The sequence below is a fragment of the Bradyrhizobium sp. PMVTL-01 genome (assembly GCF_051861855.1).
Lineage (GTDB): Bacteria > Pseudomonadota > Alphaproteobacteria > Rhizobiales > Xanthobacteraceae > Bradyrhizobium.
The window spans coordinates 5,997,215-6,014,636 of sequence record NZ_CP193982.1 but is presented as its reverse complement, the minus strand read 5'-3'; the positions used below and the strand labels follow the sequence as shown (position 1 = coordinate 6,014,636).

General features: G+C 59.7%; 15 protein-coding genes and 2 pseudogenes. 12 read left to right on the top strand and 5 right to left on the bottom strand.

What is annotated here, in order from left to right; translation table 11 throughout:
- Positions 1–97: 97 nt before the first annotated feature.
- Together ACRQ5Q_RS29235 and ACRQ5Q_RS29230 are read right to left on the bottom strand one after the other, a co-directional pair.
- On the bottom strand, positions 98–1,438 hold the full coding sequence (locus ACRQ5Q_RS29235; protein ID WP_439393378.1) for a dihydrolipoyl dehydrogenase family protein: 1,341 nt from the start codon (positions 1,436–1,438) through the stop codon (positions 98–100).
- Between the two features lie 99 nt (positions 1,439–1,537).
- Complete coding sequence (locus ACRQ5Q_RS29230; RefSeq protein ID WP_439393376.1) at positions 1,538–2,032, bottom strand: DUF302 domain-containing protein; 495 nt, start codon at positions 2,030–2,032, stop codon at positions 1,538–1,540.
- Positions 2,033–2,280: 248 nt separating this feature from the next.
- Between ACRQ5Q_RS29230 and ACRQ5Q_RS29225 the strand changes: the two genes are divergently transcribed.
- The 4 genes from ACRQ5Q_RS29225 to ACRQ5Q_RS29210 all read left to right on the top strand — a co-directional run bounded on the left by ACRQ5Q_RS29225 (position 2,281) and on the right by ACRQ5Q_RS29210 (position 5,186).
- The gene (locus ACRQ5Q_RS29225) at positions 2,281–2,997 is read left to right on the top strand and encodes a peroxiredoxin-like family protein (protein WP_439399899.1); all 717 of its coding nucleotides are present in this window, start codon (positions 2,281–2,283) and stop codon (positions 2,995–2,997) included.
- Positions 2,998–3,126: 129 nt separating this feature from the next.
- Positions 3,127–4,161 (top strand): IS110 family transposase, encoded by a 1,035-nt coding sequence (locus ACRQ5Q_RS29220; RefSeq protein WP_439393374.1) that lies wholly within the window; start codon positions 3,127–3,129, stop codon positions 4,159–4,161.
- 381 nt (positions 4,162–4,542) lie between these two features.
- Positions 4,543–4,698 (top strand): glutathione S-transferase family protein, encoded by a 156-nt coding sequence (locus ACRQ5Q_RS29215; RefSeq protein WP_439393372.1) that lies wholly within the window; start codon positions 4,543–4,545, stop codon positions 4,696–4,698.
- Between the two features lie 23 nt (positions 4,699–4,721).
- The gene (locus ACRQ5Q_RS29210) at positions 4,722–5,186 is read left to right on the top strand and encodes a glutathione binding-like protein (protein ID WP_439393371.1); all 465 of its coding nucleotides are present in this window, start codon (positions 4,722–4,724) and stop codon (positions 5,184–5,186) included.
- A 149-nt stretch (positions 5,187–5,335) separates the two neighbouring features.
- Here ACRQ5Q_RS29210 and ACRQ5Q_RS29205 read toward each other — a convergent pair whose 3' ends face one another.
- Positions 5,336–6,223: a LysR family transcriptional regulator gene (locus tag ACRQ5Q_RS29205; RefSeq protein ID WP_439399898.1), complete on the bottom strand. Its 888-nt coding sequence runs from the start codon at positions 6,221–6,223 to the stop codon at positions 5,336–5,338.
- A gap of 192 nt (positions 6,224–6,415) precedes the next feature.
- Here ACRQ5Q_RS29205 and ACRQ5Q_RS29200 point away from each other — a divergent pair, with 192 nt between their 5' ends.
- The 4 genes from ACRQ5Q_RS29200 to ACRQ5Q_RS29185 all read left to right on the top strand — a co-directional run bounded on the left by ACRQ5Q_RS29200 (position 6,416) and on the right by ACRQ5Q_RS29185 (position 10,664).
- Positions 6,416–7,240: a 3-hydroxybutyrate dehydrogenase gene (locus ACRQ5Q_RS29200; RefSeq protein WP_439393369.1), complete on the top strand. Its 825-nt coding sequence runs from the start codon at positions 6,416–6,418 to the stop codon at positions 7,238–7,240.
- A 70-nt stretch (positions 7,241–7,310) separates the two neighbouring features.
- The gene (locus ACRQ5Q_RS29195; protein ID WP_439399897.1) at positions 7,311–8,465 is read left to right on the top strand and encodes a patatin-like phospholipase family protein; all 1,155 of its coding nucleotides are present in this window, start codon (positions 7,311–7,313) and stop codon (positions 8,463–8,465) included.
- 92 nt (positions 8,466–8,557) lie between these two features.
- Positions 8,558–8,797, top strand: a complete 240-nt coding sequence (locus tag ACRQ5Q_RS29190) for a DUF2798 domain-containing protein (RefSeq protein ID WP_439399896.1) — start codon at positions 8,558–8,560, stop codon at positions 8,795–8,797.
- A gap of 412 nt (positions 8,798–9,209) precedes the next feature.
- A complete protein-coding gene (locus ACRQ5Q_RS29185; protein ID WP_439393367.1) occupies positions 9,210–10,664 on the top strand; it encodes an adenylate/guanylate cyclase domain-containing protein in 1,455 nt (484 codons plus the stop codon).
- 119 nt (positions 10,665–10,783) lie between these two features.
- On the opposite strand, the gene ACRQ5Q_RS29180 is transcribed toward ACRQ5Q_RS29185, so the two are convergent.
- Positions 10,784–11,101 (bottom strand): helix-turn-helix domain-containing protein, encoded by a 318-nt coding sequence (locus tag ACRQ5Q_RS29180; RefSeq protein WP_439399895.1) that lies wholly within the window; start codon positions 11,099–11,101, stop codon positions 10,784–10,786.
- Between the two features lie 955 nt (positions 11,102–12,056).
- On the opposite strand from ACRQ5Q_RS29180, the gene ACRQ5Q_RS29175 reads away from it, so the two are divergent.
- From ACRQ5Q_RS29175 to ACRQ5Q_RS29160, 4 genes and pseudogenes are all read left to right on the top strand, one after another.
- Positions 12,057–12,827, top strand: coding sequence for a YsnF/AvaK domain-containing protein (locus ACRQ5Q_RS29175; RefSeq protein ID WP_439393365.1), 771 nt, complete (start codon positions 12,057–12,059; stop codon positions 12,825–12,827).
- A 1,013-nt stretch (positions 12,828–13,840) separates the two neighbouring features.
- Positions 13,841–14,671, top strand: coding sequence for an alpha/beta fold hydrolase (locus ACRQ5Q_RS29170; protein ID WP_439393364.1), 831 nt, complete (start codon positions 13,841–13,843; stop codon positions 14,669–14,671).
- A gap of 118 nt (positions 14,672–14,789) precedes the next feature.
- A pseudogene (locus ACRQ5Q_RS29165) lies at positions 14,790–15,798 on the top strand (IS110 family transposase).
- A 27-nt stretch (positions 15,799–15,825) separates the two neighbouring features.
- Positions 15,826–16,091 (top strand): annotated as a pseudogene (locus ACRQ5Q_RS29160) (hypothetical protein).
- Positions 16,092–16,394: 303 nt separating this feature from the next.
- Here the strand turns inward: ACRQ5Q_RS29160 and ACRQ5Q_RS29155 are convergent.
- Positions 16,395–17,420, bottom strand: a complete 1,026-nt coding sequence (locus ACRQ5Q_RS29155; protein WP_439393363.1) for a hypothetical protein — start codon at positions 17,418–17,420, stop codon at positions 16,395–16,397.
- Between the last annotated feature and the right edge of the window lie 2 nt (positions 17,421–17,422).

Genomic DNA, 17,422 nt, shown 5'->3' with positions numbered 1-17,422 from the left:
TGGCCGTAACCTCGGTGGTTGCCGGCTATGGGTAGAGCTTGGCTGAGGTTGACAGCACCTTGAAATGCCGTCTGTCTCTCGAAACGATAGCGCGTCGCTATGCGTGCCCGAGCATGTGCTTGATGTCGGCCGAAAAGGTCGGGTAGGCGTAGACGTTGTTGCGCAGTTGTGCCGCGGTGATGGCGAACTTGATCGCGAGACCAAAGACGTTGATGAGCTCCTGACCGGAATGCCCAACGAAGTGCGCGCCGAGGATCAGATCGGTGGCACGGTCGACGATTATTTTCGACCAGGCGACGGTCTCGGCATATGATTGCGACGAGAACCAGTCGCGCATGTCGTTGACGTGAACATCGATGGCCGAACCGGTCTGCCGCGCCGCGTTTTCGGTGAGACCGACAGCAGCCAGCGATGGCACGGTGTAGACTGAGGTCGCGACGGCGTCGTACTCGGGCGTGTGAAGCGGCCCATCGACGATGTTGCGGCCCACTATCTCACCTTCGTAGGTCGCGAGCGGGGAAAGTTGCGGCGAGACGGGAGCGGCGTCGCCGCAGACGTGGACCTGAGGGTTCGAAACCGAACGCAAATAGGGATCAATGAGGATCCGGCCGTCTACTTGCTCGACCCGGCCTTTCGCCAAGTCGAGCGCTTCGACGTTGGCTATCCGACCGGCGCCGTTCACGACGCGATCCGCTTCCAGCGCCCTTTCGATTCCCTTGTGCGTGAAGACCACCCGGAACAGGCGGCCGGCCTGCTCGATCCGCTCGACCTTGACGTCTGTTCTGACGTTGATCCCGATGCGCTCGCTTTCGGCCTGCAGTTGCGCGACGGCATCGGGGTCCATGGCGGGAAGGAGCTGCGGCAGGGCCTCCAGAACCGCGACCGCGGTGCCAGCCCGGGCGTAGACATGCCCGAATTCCAGCGAGATTACGCCGCCGCCGATGAATATCACCGAGCTCGGCAGCTCACGTTCGCTCAGCAACTCGTCCGAGGTGATCATGTGCTCGGCACCAGGAATCGGCAACGGCCGCACCTTGGACCCCGTGGCCACTACGATGTGCTTGGCCTGGAGCAGGCGGTTGCCGACCCCGATGGTGTCGGGGGCAACGAAGACACCCTTATCTCTGATGACCTCGACTTCTCGGCGCGCCATTACGCGGGCGAGATTGGACGGAATGTCCTTGATCATCGCCTTCTCTCGATCGATCAGCGCCCCCCAATTGAGCTGGGGCTTACCCACTGCAATGTGATGAACGGTCGCGCGATCAATATCGTGCAGGGCCTGGCCCGCAGCGACCAAGATCTTCTTCGGCGTGCAGCCGCGGTTCGGACAGGTGCCTCCTAGTTCACGCGGCTCGATCATCGCCACCGAGAGGCCGGCGCGCCGGACCGGACCGGTCACGCCGATGCCGGCGTTTCCGCCGCCCAGGATCACCACATCGAATCTCTCGCTCGTCATGGAACGTCCTCCGCTGCCTCATCAGTAGCTTAGGCATCCGGACGGCTCGCCTTCGAGCCGCGACGGAGCGACCGGCGGCTACTTCGTTGTGATCGTCGAGGTAATCGACTTCACGACCATAGTGGCCATTTTGAACTGCGCCTCGCGATTGTGGATGTTGTGCCGCCTGGCGATCCAGTCGAAGTCGGTCCACACGGCCCAGACGTCGCCATTCTCATCCTGCGTGAGGAGCAGGCGAACAGGCCAATCGAGGCCGGCATTGGGATTGGCGGTAATGAACTGGGTACCAAGCGGAGGATTGCCGAAGATCAGCAATGTCGAAGGCCGAAGCTTGATGCCGGCATCCGCGGCAAGTTTCGACTGATCGACCTCAAGGAAGAATTTGATGCCCTTCGTGGAAATGTCCGCCTTTATGCGGCTGATCGCTTCGGGCATCGACACCGCGCTCTTCACTCGGACGATGCCGTCGTCGCTGTCGGCCCGCGCGAGCGAAGTCGCAGCGGCAAGGACGAGGCAGCATAGCAGAAGGGAGGTGACGACATTCGCAACACGCAGGATGATCTGACGTTTCATGGGTTTTCCTCCATGGATGGGAAACTTTGGGCCACACGAGGATGGACGGGCCCCTCAAAGAGGTGAAATGCCGTCTGGCTCTGGAGCTGATAGCTCGGCGCTATCGCGGCGCGCGATAGGCGGCGGCTATCGAACCGATTGGGGATCGGCATTTCCGTTTGACAGGGATCGGGCATTCGATGGACGGGCGCCCCTTGCGAGGCGAACGAAGTGCCCAATAATAGACCTCACTCTTGCCGGAGCGGAAAATGACATCCCTTTCCCCAGCCGACGCAGAACGGCTCAAGCTCGCCTTCCAGCGCTGCCGTGACATGGAGGGGACGCTGAATGAGCAGCTTCGGGCTTACGCGAAAGCTGGCCGGGAGATCTTTCCCGCCTATGGCGAGGCGGTCGACCGTCTCGTCGCGCGACTAGCCGAGAATGGTGGCGGAGAGAACGCGCCTCGCCCGGGCGAGGTGATGCCGGCCTTCGTGTTGCCCGACGAGAAAGGACGCCTAGTTGCGCTGGATTCGCTGATCGCGCGCGGCCCCGTAGCGGTCATGTTCTTTCGAGGTCATTGGTGCCCTTATTGCCGGCTGAACGTCCGAGCGGTCATCCAGGCGCAGGATCGTATCGAGGCTATGGGCGCGCAGATCGTTGCCATCATGCCGGAGACGCAGGAATATACCGAGCAATTCAAGGCCGACTCCGCGGCGCCCTTCCCAGTATTAACCGATCTCGACAACGGTTATGCGCTCTCCCTCAATCTGGCGATCTGGCTGGGTACGGAGATCCAGGGACTGCTGTCCTATCAGGATATGGCGCGGTTTCACGGCAATGACGGCTGGATGCTGCCGATCCCGGCAGTTTTCGTCGTCGGACGAGATGGCGTCGTGAAGGCTCGCTTCGTAGATCCCGATTTCCGCAAGCGAATGGAAATCGACGACCTGCTCAAGGCCTTGGAGAGCGCGAGCCGCGAGCATTGATCTTCGACTAGATGCGGTAATGGGCCCGGCTCCGGAGCAAGGGGTCATGATGGTGGCTGTCCCCCGATAGATGATGAAACGGGGTCACGACTTGAGTCGGCCCCAAGCATCTGGAGACGGAGGACAGCCGTGGAGAATTATGCCGGAATCGACGTGTCATTGGAACTGTCGAGCGTGTGTGTTGTGGACGCCCAGGGTAAGATCCTGAAGGAAGCGAAGGTCGCAAGCGAACCCGACGCCTTAGTTGACTTTTTTGAGACGCTCGGCTTTGCAGTGAAGCGGATCGGGCTGGAGGCTGGGCCGCTGTCGCAATGGCTGCATGCAGGCCTGAAAGGTGCAGGATTTGAAACAGTTCTGCTGGAAACGCGGCACGTGAAGGCCGCATTATCTGCAATGACGGTCAAGACGGATCGCAAGGATGCCCGCGGGATCGCCCAGTTGATCCGGATGGGATGGTTTCGGCAGGTACACGCAAAGTCGGTTGATGCGCAAGAGATCCGGGCACTCCTGATCGCACGCAAACAGCTTCTCGGGCGGCTGATCGATGTAGAATTAAGTATCCGAGGGATTTTGCGCGACTTCGGTCTGAAGGTTGGCCCGGTGACGCGAAGGAATTTTGAAGCGCGGATTCGAGAGTTGGTTGCAGGCCAGGCGACATTGGAGCGCATTGCTGGTGCGATGCTTTCGGCACGATCGGCCCTGAAGGCAGAATACGGAAGACTACACAAGGCTGTGCTGGCAATTGTGCGTGATGATGCAGTCTGCCGCCGGCTTATGACAGTACCAGGCGTTGGCCCCCTGGTGGCCATCACCTACAAATCGGCGCTTGATGATCCTCATCGCATTGTAAAGTCAAAGGCAGCAGGCGCGCTGTTCGGGCTCACGCCAAAGAAATATCAATCGGGAGAAAAGGACGTCACGGGCGGAATCACGCTGGCCGGCGATGAGACGGTGCGGACGGCCTTGTATGAAGCCGCCAACGTTCTGTTATCGCGCATCACGCGGTTCTCAAAACTCAAACGCTGGGGGATGGACGTCGCCAAGCGGAGGGGCTCGAAGCGCGCAAAGGTCGCCTTGGCACGCAAGCTCGCAGTGATCCTGCATCGGATCTGGGTCGATGGCACGACTTACCGATGGGCCGAAGCGGGCTCAATCGCAGCATAGAAGACGTGGAGGAGATCGAGAACGCAACCGGGATGAACTGAAGCCCGGTGCCCGAAGTCCCGTCGCCGGGACGGTGGATGCGGTGAAGCCGTTACACGCAAAGTGGCCGTCGTCCGACGAACCACGCGCATCTAGATAGGCCCACCGCTCCCTCTGACAGCATGATGTGGCGGCCAGGCGTCGACCACGAACAGAAGCATGAGCTCGGCGGCGTGGCGTTCACTCGGGAGGCTTGACATCATCGGGCCCACTACTCCGGCGCAATGACGAACAGCTCCCAACCGCTTCTCGGAGCTAAGGGACGTTGCCGCGGCGACGCCTGTGTGGCGCATTATTTGACTTTTCTAGGACCCCATTGAGTCCCTGCACCGAGCCAGCATTATGATCGAGCTTTACTACTACTACCCCAGCTATATCAGCCTTCTTCCCCATATCCTGCTCCACGAAATTGGCATCGAGCATCGGCTGGTCTTCGTCGATCGATATGCAAGCATCCACAAGCGCGAAGCGTATTTGAAGCTCAATCCAAATGGCTAATTCCGGTTCTCAAAGAACGTGATTTGATCCTCTACGAGGCCGCCGCGATCTCGCTATATCTTGCAGACAAACATCCGGGATCAAGATTGGCACCTGAGGTCGGAACGGATGGCAGAGCCCATTTCTATAAGTCGCTCATGTGGTTGGCCACGAGCCTGCACCCCGCATTGTCAAATTACCTACACCCGAGCAAGTGGACGGCTGACGAAGCTGCGCAGATCAAGCTGCGTTCTGGCGCTGAGGCGCGTGTTGTAGAGTTGTTCGACATCATTGATGCTGAGTTGGCTATTGATGCGAGACCTTGGCTGCTCGGGGAGGACTATTCGATACTGGATGCCTATGCCTTTGTTCTCTGCAGGTGGTCTCGAGGCATGGCGCGGCCGGGTGCGAGCTGGCCTCACTTTGGACGCTACGCCAACAGGATTGCCGAACGCCCTGCGGTTTTGCGGGCGCTTAGGGCGGAACATCTGTCAGAGCCGTGGATCTAGCTGGGCCGTTGTCAAACTTTGGCCCGTTGTGGATCGAAACCAGTAGAACTCATCCCGAACAGATGATTCCGCTTCGCCGCCAGCAGCCGAAATTGCCTCAATGAGCACACGTCCTACTCGCGTGACTGCGGGAAAAGAAGCTGGGCCAGCTACCCCGCGATCTCTCGCCAATCGGCCCCTCTTAGCATCCGCATGACGGCGGAGGCTACCGCGGTGCGCTGGCGTCCCGCGACGCCATAGAGATTGACCGTGCGGCGGGCGTCCAATCCCACCACGCCCGCGCGCTTGAGATTGGTCGGGAGAGGAGACGTGTGCGGGACCAAGGCGACACCAATATCCGCTTCGACCAGCTCGATCAAATCGCGCTCACTGGAGATTTCGTGGCTGTGGTTGACGTTGATGCCGTGCTCGCGCAGTGAGGCCGCAATGCGTTTGGAATGCTCGCAATAACTTCGGCTCAAGAGCTGCTCCGTACGCAGATCATCGAACTCGATCTCAGCGCGCTCGGCGAACCGATGGTCCTTGCTGACGACGAGTTCGAATCTCTCCGTGAACAGTGGCCAGGTGTCGAGCCGGTCCCAGGCTTCATCGATCTCGGACGCAATCCCGAGCTCCGCTTCACCTTTCTTGAGGAGTTCGCCGACTTCCCGACCGGTGCCGCGCAGGAAACAGAATTCGAGGCGATTGAACTGACGCATGATCTGGCTCAGGTGGGGAATGAGCAGTGCAAGATCGATGGAATGCGTTAACGCGATGCGCAGCGCCCCGATTTCACCGCTCTTGAACGAAGACGCCAACGAACGAGCGCCCGCCGCCGCCTCGTAGCATTGCTTGAGCAGTGGATGCATGCGCTGCCCGAGCTCCGTCAGTTGCGCTGCGGGCCGCTCGCGGCGGAACAGGTCGCCGCCCAGCTCGGCTTCGAGCTGCTTGATCGCCCGGGTGAGCGATGGCTGCGTCACATTGCATTCCTCCGCTGCGCGCGTGAAATTGAGCTGCTGCGCCACCGCGAGAAAATATCTGACCTGGTGCATTTCCATGGATCGGCTCCCCAGCGAGATCGGTGGGAACTCTAGCCGACCGAGGGCAGAAATGACATCCCGACCCCGATAGCGAGCGTGCATGGTTTCGGAAGCTAAAGGGCATTTCCGGAGACTGGGAAAACCTCTCAAAGTTCGCAAAGGCCAGGTCCGGCCACCAGACCCGCCATCGCTCGAAGAGAGGCTCGGATTATGAACATTCCCATCAAGTTGCAGGATCAAACCGCCGCGCGGACGCTGGTCGGCAAGGTAGCGCTGGTTACCGGCTCGACCAGCGGCATTGGGCTCGGGATTGCGCGAGCTTTAGCGGCTGCCGGTGCCGACGTGGTGCTCAACGGTCTTGGAGCTCCGGAGGAGATTGGACGGACGCGCGAGCAGATCGTTGCGGATTTCGGGGTAGGGGCGAGCTATTCGCCCGCCGACATGAGCAAGCCGAAATCGATCGCTGAAATGATTGCGGCGACGGTGGCCCAGTCCGGCCGGCTGGATATCCTCGTCAACAACGCTGGCATCCAGCATGTCGCGCCGCTGGAGCAGTTTCCGGTCGAAAAGTGGGATCAAATCCTCGCTATCAACCTGTCTTCCGCCTTTCATACGACCCGCCTTGCGCTGCCCGCAATGCGGATGAATGGGTTCGGCAGAGTCATCAACATTGCGTCTGCCCACGCGCTGGTCGCATCCCCCTTCAAGGCGGCCTATGTCGCCGCCAAACATGGGATCGTCGGCCTGACCAAGGCGACGGCTCTCGAGACCGCGGAAGAGGGCATCACCTGCAACGCGATCTGCCCAGGCTATGTCTATACGCCCCTCGTGGAGGCGCAAATCGACGGTCAAGCCAAGGCTCACGGCATTTCACGGGATCAAGTCATTCGCGATGTACTTCTCGCCCAGCAGCCCAACAAGCGCTTCGCCACGGTGGAGGAGATCGGCTCGTTGGCGGTCTTTCTATCGACCGATGCGGCGGCTTCGATCACGGGCATTGCCCTCCCGGTCGATGGCGGTTGGACTGCTCACTGAGATGAGCAACCGTAACAAACTCCGCGGCTCTGCGAAGAATGACGAGAGCAAGCGTTCAGGCGAGCGAAAGATGAATGCGATGCAGGGAAATGCGGTCGAGGCCGCCAAGGTCCGGGATTTGCCCGGCCAAGTCGTGCTTGTGCTGCAGGGCGGGGGAGCGCTCGGCTCGTATCAGGCCGGGGTCTACCAGGCGATCCACGAGGCGGGCATCGAGCCTGATTGGATCATCGGGACCTCGATTGGGGCGATCAACGCCAGCCTGATCGCGGGCAATGAGCCTCAGAACAGATTGGCGAGGCTCAAGGCCTTCTGGAAGCGCATGGAGCAGAATCCGATCTGGAATCTGCGCACGGCCTTTCCAGATTTCGATGACAAGCTTTCGTACTGGGCGACGGTTACCAACGGAATTCCGGGCTTTTTTCGGCCCAATCCACTGGCTCACGCCGGGGATTCTTATCCGCTCGGCGCCGATCACGCGGGGTTCTATTCGACGACTCCACTTGAGAAGACACTGAGCGAGCTTGTGGACTTCGACCTGGTGAATCGCTGCAAGCCGCGGCTGACCGTTGGCGCGGCTCACGTTCGGACCAGTCAGATGCGCTACTTCGATACCCGCGACGGCGAGCTGACGGTGAAGCACATCATGGCGTCGGGCGCGCTGCCGCCGGCGTTCCCCGCGATACGGATTGACGGCGAACTGTATTGGGACGGAGGCATTCTCTCGAACACGCCCACGGAAGCGGTCTTTGACGATAACCCGCGCAACGATTCGCTGATCTTTGCAGTTCATCTGTGGAATCCAATGGGTCACGAGCCCACGACCATGGCAGAGGTCTTCAACCGGCATAAGGACGTGCAGTATTCGAGCCGAATTGCAAGTCAGATCGCACGGCAACAGCAGGCGCATCGGTTGCGCCACATTATCAATGAGCTCGCCGCTCGCCTGCCTGAGAGCGAGCGTGCCGATCCTGCCGTCCGCGAGCTGACCGGTTATGGGTGCCGGACCCGCATGCATGTCGTTCGTCTTCTTGCGCCTCAGCTCGATCGCGAGACCCATACCAAGGATATCGATTTCAGCCCGAAAGGAATCATGCGACGGTGGGATGCGGGCTACGCCCATACCAAGGCTGTGCTTGAGAGTGCACCATGGAAAGGTGAGTTCGATCCCCTCGCGGGTGTAGTCCTCCATGAGCAACAGGAAATGATGCCGATGGCGGCAGAATAGGCACGCAGGGCTTCCCTTTGAGCATCCACACGCATTGAAATGGTGATACGCACGAGTAGCATAGCGGCCGCTTGATCGATTTTGAGGGCTCTATGTTCGCAATTCCGCGCCGCTACAGTCACTTCGTCTTCGGCGTCATCCAGTCGGGATTGACCTCCCTGATTGCCGCCGGCATCGCCAGCTTTCCCGCGATGGCAACCGGGCAATTCTTGTCGAATTGGCTGGCCTCTTGGCTCGTCTCCTGGGCCGTCATGTCACCCATTGTGCTGCTTGCCGCACCGACAATTCGGTCGCTGTCAATGTTGCTTACGCGAGAGGAGTCCTTGGATTAATAAGAGGCGATACGTCCAGCTGAACTAGATGACATGCAGCGTCTGCGGACCGAAGGCGACCGGATGGGGATTCGCCTTGTGCGTATTTCGGAGGGACCCGATCCGGCGCATGGCTGAAGCCCGTAGCAGAGTAACGGATACACCGCGTCAGACGTTCGGCCGCCCGGTCGTGTGGGCTGATCGTTGACCCAGCCACTGCCGGACCCGCTTGCGCGTTCGGCCAAGCAACTAGGCGCGGCGACGCGGGTGGCTCGGTAGCCATTCGAATCTCAGCTAGGAGGTTTCTCCCAATGGCGCCACATCGGTTTACTGCGACGTGCTGCAGTGCGTTATGTTTGGATCGGGGACCGAATGACCCGTGCACCTTCGAATGTGCTACTTTTGCTATTATTGACACCGTCAGGAGCTGTCGATGACGTCGATTGACGAACGGCTTCTCGAAAGCAAAATGATCCAGATCGAGCAGGCCAGGGCCTGGAGCCCTCGGGTCATTTCGAAGTTCGAAACCCTGATCCGCAGCGGCGACGAGGTCAGTATCTTCCGCGCCAATCCTTTGGCATTCGCTCGAGATCGCGGCGTGGCCGAACCGGAAGCCATCGATTTGTTTCTCCACGCTGCCCGCGCCGGACTGGTCGACCTGCATTGGGACATTCTGTGCCCCCATTCCGGCCTGGTCCTAGAAAGCTTCGGCAAACTGCGCGCACTCCGGAGCCATTTCGTCTGCGGGCTATGCGATATCGACGGTGAGACGGATCTCGATGACTTTATCCAGGCTTCTTTCTCAGTCTCGCCGCAGGTACGTCGTCTCGCATTGCACGACGTTGACAGCCTCTCAATCCAAGACCTGCATTGGAAGCTGAAGTTTGCCGACAGCGGGCGGCTGCCGGGCGGGGCCAGGTTTGTCGATGTTCTGCGCACGCTTGTATGCGGCATGACATATCTGCCGCCAGGCGTGACCACGCCCCTGCAGGCCGACATCAAGCCCGGCGCGCTCTCGGGCGTCAACGTTCAGACGCAGGCTGGCTTCACGCTTCCCGTGGCGGACTCCTCAGGCCCCGCGCCCCGCACGCCGGGAATCCTTCGCATCACTTATGATGGGCAGCGATTTACATCCGCAATGTCGACCGTGCCGTCGGGGCCGACCGTCTTTGAGATCAGCAATACTGGCGCAAAGCGCGGCTCAGTGCTCCTGATTAATTGGCCGCCCGAGATCGTAGCGATGCCGGAGAAGCCGACACTCGAGTTCGATCCCTACGTGTCCGGCGGCATGCTGCTGACGCGGCAGACTTTCCGCAAGCTGTTCCGCTCCGAGCGTGTCGACGAGCAGGAAGGCCTCGGCGTCCGCCAGGTGACCCTCCTCTTCACCGATTTGAAGGGGTCGACCGCCCTTTACGAGCATCTGGGAGATCTCAATGCCTATGCGTTGGTCAGAGAACATTTTGCGCTGCTGGACGCAGTCGCTCAACAGAATGCCGGTGCAATTGTGAAGACCATTGGTGATGCCGTCATGGCAGCGTTCTCCCGGCCCGTTGACGCGGTCGCAGCGGCGCTCGAAATGCTCCGGCGGATCGGCCAATTCAACTTCGAGCGGGATCAGCCTGCCATTATCCTCAAGATGGGCGCTCACTGCGGGCCCTCCATCGCGGTGACCCTCAATGAAAATCTCGACTACTTCGGCCAAACTGTGAATATAGCCGCACGGGTGCAGTCATTTGCGGACGCCGGGGAAATCTGTCTCACTGAAGCGCTCTACACGGCTCCCGGCGTTCGCGAATTGTTGACAGGCCGGAATGTCCAAGAGTTCGACGCGCCGTTGCGTGGTGTTGAGGGCAACGCACGAGTTTATCGCATCACTAGCTACCCATAAACCCCGCGGCGCGAGGCGACCAAAGCGATGTCTGCTTTGCCCCTATAGCGACCGACTTCGGGCGGCAGCGCAATATGTCGCGATGGGCCAGAAGCGGCGCCATCCCATCGACGAGCTATCTAACGCGAGAAGCACGAGTGGGACCGGTGCAAGCAGTCGCCCGCGTCCGAATGACTAAGCCCTCGCGACAGGGAAACGTTCAAGCCTTTTCTCGATCTCATGAGAAAGGGTAGTATTGCGGAGGCGTCGAGCCGCGTTCGGTGGACCTCCAATACGCCGCGTCGCTCCGATATGATGCAGCCGATTTCCCGAAGTTTACGCATCGTTAGAGTAACGGTCGTTCGCCGCACCCCGATAAGTTGTGCGAGCGCCTCTTGCGTCAATCGAATCTCCCCGTTCGCGACACGATCATGAATCTCGAGCAACCATCGAGCCATACGGCACTCCGCCGAGTGCACAGCGTTGCAGGCAGCCACATTCTGAAGCTGCAGCAATTGAGTGCGGAGATGGAGGCGCAGAACACGCTTAATGGCGCCGCTTTGCTCAAAAGCTTGTTGCAATCGTAAAACAGGAACCTGGAGCGCAGCACCGGCCACATAGGCAGTTGCTGTGACGGGCGAGTGCGAGGGATAAGAACAGAGAGAGCCCCGACCGCGCCTTCCGAGCCCATGAGAGTTGACGCCACGATGTGTCCGTCCGACATCTCAACCAGGAACGCTAAGATCCCGCTAATAGGAAAATAGACCTGTTTGAGCTCATCACCGGTTCGCACCAACACAGCGTGAGACTCGAACGATATCTTCTGAAGTGAGGCTCAAGCAGGTTGAGATCCGCTGGGGGCAAAGCCGCTAAAAGTCCATTCCCGAGGCTAATCTGGAGCGCCATCGCGGAAGTCCCTAGAGCAGGCAGAAGCACCCAGAGCCTCAAACCAGTATTCGAGGGCATGTTCCAAACTTTCTCGACAACCCCACGGCGCGCCACCGCTTCCGCCCTGCAGCGGTGCCCTTTGTTTTTGGTCCTCTCCCGAATTGGCCAACTCGGACGAGCCTTGGAACTAGCGCACTCTAGGTCTGCTTAGAATGATCCGCAGCCGAGCACCGCCGAGATCAGCTTAGGGTCTAAACCTCACGGTCGGCGGGTAGCGCGGAAAAGCCCGCAATGGGAGCGACATTGGCTCTAATGTGAAAGAGGCAGCGCTATCTCAATTTCTTGGCGACTGTTCGAGGCTCTCGTTCCGTCAATAGGCAACTTAGCGCTCCCCAGTTCCCTTTGTAGCGCCCGCGCAAGCTGTAACGGGCGGCTTCCAACCCCGCCGTCAAAAACAATTCTGTCGCGTCGAGAACTACCGCATGGGGCTCGCGTTGGTCGAGCACATCAATGGAGGACATATACATGCAAGGCCACGTCGTAGCAGTCTACAAATCACGCGGAGAAGCCGAACAAGCATACAGCGAAATAGTCAGCGCTGGAGTTCCTGCTGAACGCGTGAGGCTGAACAGCAAGGACCGCGCGCACACGACCGCGGATGGAGGGAGTATCTGGGATTGGCTGTTCGGGAGCGGGATGCCGGAAGACGATCGACGCAGCTATGACGAGCGGATGGCCGGTGGAGGCGCGGTGCTATCGGTGCTGGTGGACTCGCCTTCGGTTGCAAGGCTCGATGAGATCGAGATCATCTTGGACAAGTACCACCCGCTCGAAATGAACGATGCGGATGCCCGAGCTGCGGCTGCCCCAGGCGGCTCCGGGACGATGAGTCGCTCAAATGCTGGTGCCATCGGAGCCGCAGCGCCGACGAGCTCAAGAGCAGCGCAGGGCGAGCAGGTGATACCTTTGCCGGAAGAGGAACTGAAGGTTGGCAAGCGCGCCACGGAGCGCGTCCAGCGGATTCGAACTTACGTCGTCGAGGAGCCTGTTCAGAAGGACGTTCGGCTCCGCGACGAGCGCACCGTCGTCGAAAGGCGGCCTGCCACCGGCAGCCCGCAAGCCATGCCAGGCGAGCGCGAGGTTGAAGTTCGCGAAGTCCACGAGGAACCGATCGCGCAGAAGACGGTCAAGGCTGGCGAGGAACTCGTCGTCCGTAAGGAAGCGACGGAGCGCACCGAGCGTGTCAGTGACACAGTGAAGAAGACCAAGGCGGACGTGAATACCCAAAAGCGGTGAGTGTTTCGCGAGGGTGCCGCTGCCTACTTCGGGCAGTGAGGTCCTGTTGCTCGCTCCCCAAGGAGGCGGCACCAGCGGACACGCGTTGTGAACGAAAGAGGCCGCCAGCCTGAGCCACCAAAGAAAATGGCGGCCTTATCTTTGAATTGTAAACGGCCCCAACTGGGGGCCGCCAACCCGCTGATGGGGTTTTCCTCCAGCAGTGGGGGGCCGCCTTTCGGCTGGGGGCATTATGAAGATGCGCTGCTAGGCTGATAGTTCCTCGGGCCAACTGAGGCGCCCTCCTAGAAATCCTTCAACCGGCAAGCGTGATTGGGGCGCAGTCGTAATTTTGCAATCCGCTCTCGCGTCAAAAAGCGCTTGGACAACTTTGCCGTTGCGCCCGCTGGCACTTGCTTCCGCACCACTTCAACGGCCTCCCATCTGCGAGTGGCAGCTGCCCAGTACTCCAGCTTTCCCTTGTGGGTCACGGCAACGATATGAACGCCGCCCGTGGTCGCGGGCTTCCTGCTCATTCCAATAGTATACGCGCGCCGGAGGGCAGGGGCGACCAGCGCACCCCAAAATGGTAAACAAACGAATTAGGACACCCCAAATTCAACTTAGGACAGTGGGTTAAATACGGACAGTACCCCCGCGCCCGCAATACGAGCGGCAGTCGTCTGCACCACAGCAATTCGCAACCCCGCATGTCTCTTGTGGGTCATCTTCGACGCATTTGGCAGAGATTTAGGGCTGGTTGATGTCCGCTCCGCAAGCGCCGTACCAAGAGCGCGCAAGGAGCGTTGCGTTTGGCCGGACTGCCGTGATCCAAATTTCCGAACTTGGGGGCTCGAATCATGCGCTACGAACTCGCCGACCATGAATGGACCGCCATCAAGCCGTTGCTGCGATGCGGCCCTTGGGGCCAGCCTCACAGAGTTGCCTAAATTTAATCCCGTAACCTGCTCACGATCGCTCGATCTGGGCGTTTCCCGTAGCCATGTTCAGTCAAAATTGATTGAGACGAAACCATGAAGAGGGTTTTTGCCGTTGTGGCTTTGCTGTGCATCCTCGCGGCAGGCCAGTACATGATCGTCGCCAAATTCGCGATCCGCCACGAGACGCTGTCCTTGTTTGACGCCTCACGGCAGCGGCCGATCTCAGTCGACATCGCCGTCCGGCGCGACTACGAGACCAAGGCAAATCTCGGTCTCTGGAAGCTTCCGATCGCCATCATCAGCAACGGCAACACGGTCAAAGCCACCGAGTACTCCTTCCTCGCCAACGTGCTTGCCGCGCGGGGCTATCTCGTCGCCAGCATCCAGCAGGACCTGCCGAGCGATCCGCCCCTTATGACCCATGTCGGCCAGCAATATGTCGGCCGCCGCGAGGTCTATATGCGCTGCGAAGCCAACATTCTCTTCGTGCTGAACACCTTGAAGGGCCGGCAGCAGAATGCCGACTACGACCACATCACGCTGGTCGGCCACTCCAATGGCGGCGACGTCTCCATGTACGTTGCCCGGCAGCATCCCGAGCTCGTGTCGAAGGTCATCACGCTCGACAATCTCAGGGTGCCCTTCGTCCGGAGCGACCACATGAAGATCCTGTCGTTCCGCTCGAAAGATCCGCATTTTCTGACCGACCCGGGAGTACTGCCGACTCCGGAAGAGGCCAAGGCGCGCGGCATCGACATCGTCAATACCGGGGCGCGGCACACCGATATGAGCGATCGCGGGCCCGACTCGGTCAAGGAGCATATCCAGGCGACGCTTGACCACTTCCTGCGCGACAGCGCCATCAGCGCGCTCGCGCCGGCCGATACGACAAGCCCGATGATAATGAACCCCGCTGACTACTAGATGCGGTAATGGGCCCGGCTCCGGAGCAAGGGGTCATGATGGTGGCTGTCCCCCGATAGATGATGAAACGGGGTCACGACTTGAGTCGGCCCCAAGCATCTGGAGACGGAGGACAGCCGTGGAGAATTATGCCGGAATCGACGTGTCATTGGAACTGTCGAGCGTGTGTGTTGTGGACGCCCAGGGTAAGATCCTGAAGGAAGCGAAGGTCGCAAGCGAACCCGACGCCTTAGTTGACTTTTTTGAGACGCTCGGCTTTGCAGTGAAGCGGATCGGGCTGGAGGCTGGGCCGCTGTCGCAATGGCTGCATGCAGGCCTGAAAGGTGCAGGATTTGAAACAGTTCTGCTGGAAACGCGGCACGTGAAGGCCGCATTATCTGCAATGACGGTCAAGACGGATCGCAAGGATGCCCGCGGGATCGCCCAGTTGATCCGGATGGGATGGTTTCGGCAGGTACACGCAAAGTCGGTTGATGCGCAAGAGATCCGGGCACTCCTGATCGCACGCAAACAGCTTCTCGGGCGGCTGATCGATGTAGAATTAAGTATCCGAGGGATTTTGCGCGACTTCGGTCTGAAGGTTGGCCCGGTGACGCGAAGGAATTTTGAAGCGCGGATTCGAGAGTTGGTTGCAGGCCAGGCGACATTGGAGCGCATTGCTGGTGCGATGCTTTCGGCACGATCGGCCCTGAAGGCAGAATACGGAAGACTACACAAGGCTGTGCTGGCAATTGTGCGTGATGATGCAGTCTGCCGCCGGCTTATGACAGTACCAGGCGTTGGCCCCCTGGTGGCCATCACCTACAAATCGGCGCTTGATGATCCTCATCGCATTGTAAAGTCAAAGGCAGCAGGCGCGCTGTTCGGGCTCACGCCAAAGAAATATCAATCGGGAGAAAAGGACGTCACGGGCGGAATCACGCTGGCCGGCGATGAGACGGTGCGGACGGCCTTGAACCGCGTGATGCGCGATAACAGAACGTTGGCGGCTTCAGCCGCGAGTGGCGTTGGCGTGCCGACCATCTATCTGGGTCGATGGCACGACTTACCGATGGGCCGAAGCGGGCTCAATCGCTAGCTCTGCCGATTGCGAATCCATGCCCCGCGGAACGAGCACGGGTCCGTAAGGATTCGCTCTGGTAGGAGCCAACGCGATGCTGATGACCACGCAAAGATGGAGTGCAATACGAACACTGAGAGGCTGGGCAACTAGCGTGCTTCAGGAGGCGGGCGCTATCCACGAATGAGAGGAGCATGGCTGGGCGAAGGACCGGGCCGACCCGCACGCCCGCGGGGTGCTCTCGAATTGGCCAGGCACGAACCTTCTCCCGGAGTATCTCCAGACGCAGCTGTCGCAGAATTGCGCGAAGTGCTGGAGTCAGTTGGCGACACCTGCCCTGAGTGCTCGCCAGGCGACTAGGAAAGCCGCCCGTTTTTAAGGTGATCTCGAGTATCCATTATCTTTGCAGGCTCTACCGCATGTCCGCACGACCAAGCGCTCCGAAAGGGCGCGCATGTCGCCTTCGGGGCAAAATGCGAAGAACTCAGGTTGAGCGGACCCTCGACCGACATGACCAGTACGTGGGCTGGCCTCGCCTATTCGATAAACCTCGTCCGCGGTAAACAGCAAGATCGTCCGGATCACCGCGCGCCTCGAACAGATTCGACTGGTTTCCGCTGAGTACAGCCCGGATTCCGAAGCCCATACAGACCATCGACGTCGTTAATGCGGGTGCGCCGCTTCCCAATCCTTTGCAGCCTTCACCGACTCTTCGAAGGCGCCTCCGCTTTCCAGCAGCGCACGCTTGAGCGTAGGTTCGAGCGGATCCTCGACACCACTCTCGTCGAGAGGCATGCGGTCCTCGCGCACCGCCGCCATGAGCCTGGTGATTTCGCCTGCCGCATGGGCTGGCGTGTGCATCAGCACCAACCGGCGCATTTTCCAGGGATTGTTCGGCATGTGACAGTTATTGCACTGCGCGTCGCGCATCCGCAGCGCCAGCGTCCTGTATCTGGAGTCAAGTTCTGGCAGATAAGGATTGTCTTGCCGGAACAAGCCGTCAAAGAGCGTCACGCGCGGCTGAATATGTCCCTCCTTGTCGATCCACGTCCAGTTGCCGTCAAATTTAGGCTGTATTGGTTGGGTGGAGACAAGAGGGCTGTCTTTGCCCCGCTCAGTGAATTGGCCGATAACGATCTTCGCTGTCTTTGGATTGACCCAGAGCAGGACCGAATTGGTGGCTTGGTAAACGCCCCACTTCGCCTCTTCATGCCAGAACGGATACGGAAAATCTCCTGGCGGCAACAGGTTACGGAACCCCGCTCCGAGCCGGATCAGATACAATCGTTCTCGCTCGACATACTCGGTGCTATACTCGCCGCTGTACATAAAGAGCGAGAGATAGAGTCCCGCGATCACGTCGGGCGCAAACTGCGTCAAATTGGTCTCCTTGAGTGATGCCGCAGCGTCCTGATTCCGACGACCCCACAGAAGCCTCGGCGCAAGGTTGCGCCTTAGCATCGAGTCACCGAACAGACTGCTTCGACATCGGTCGAAGGCGACCTGGTCGGAGGGTGAAGCAGGCGGACAGACTTGCTGTAACTCAATTGCGACTTCGGAAGCCATTCGCTCGATTTGGTCAGCAAGATTGGGGAGATCGTCCTCGACCTCTGCGGCGTCTATGTCAAGCGAGCCAGCGAGCAGCAACGCGCCGCCGATTACCACCAACCTTGCGACGGCACCGAACATCG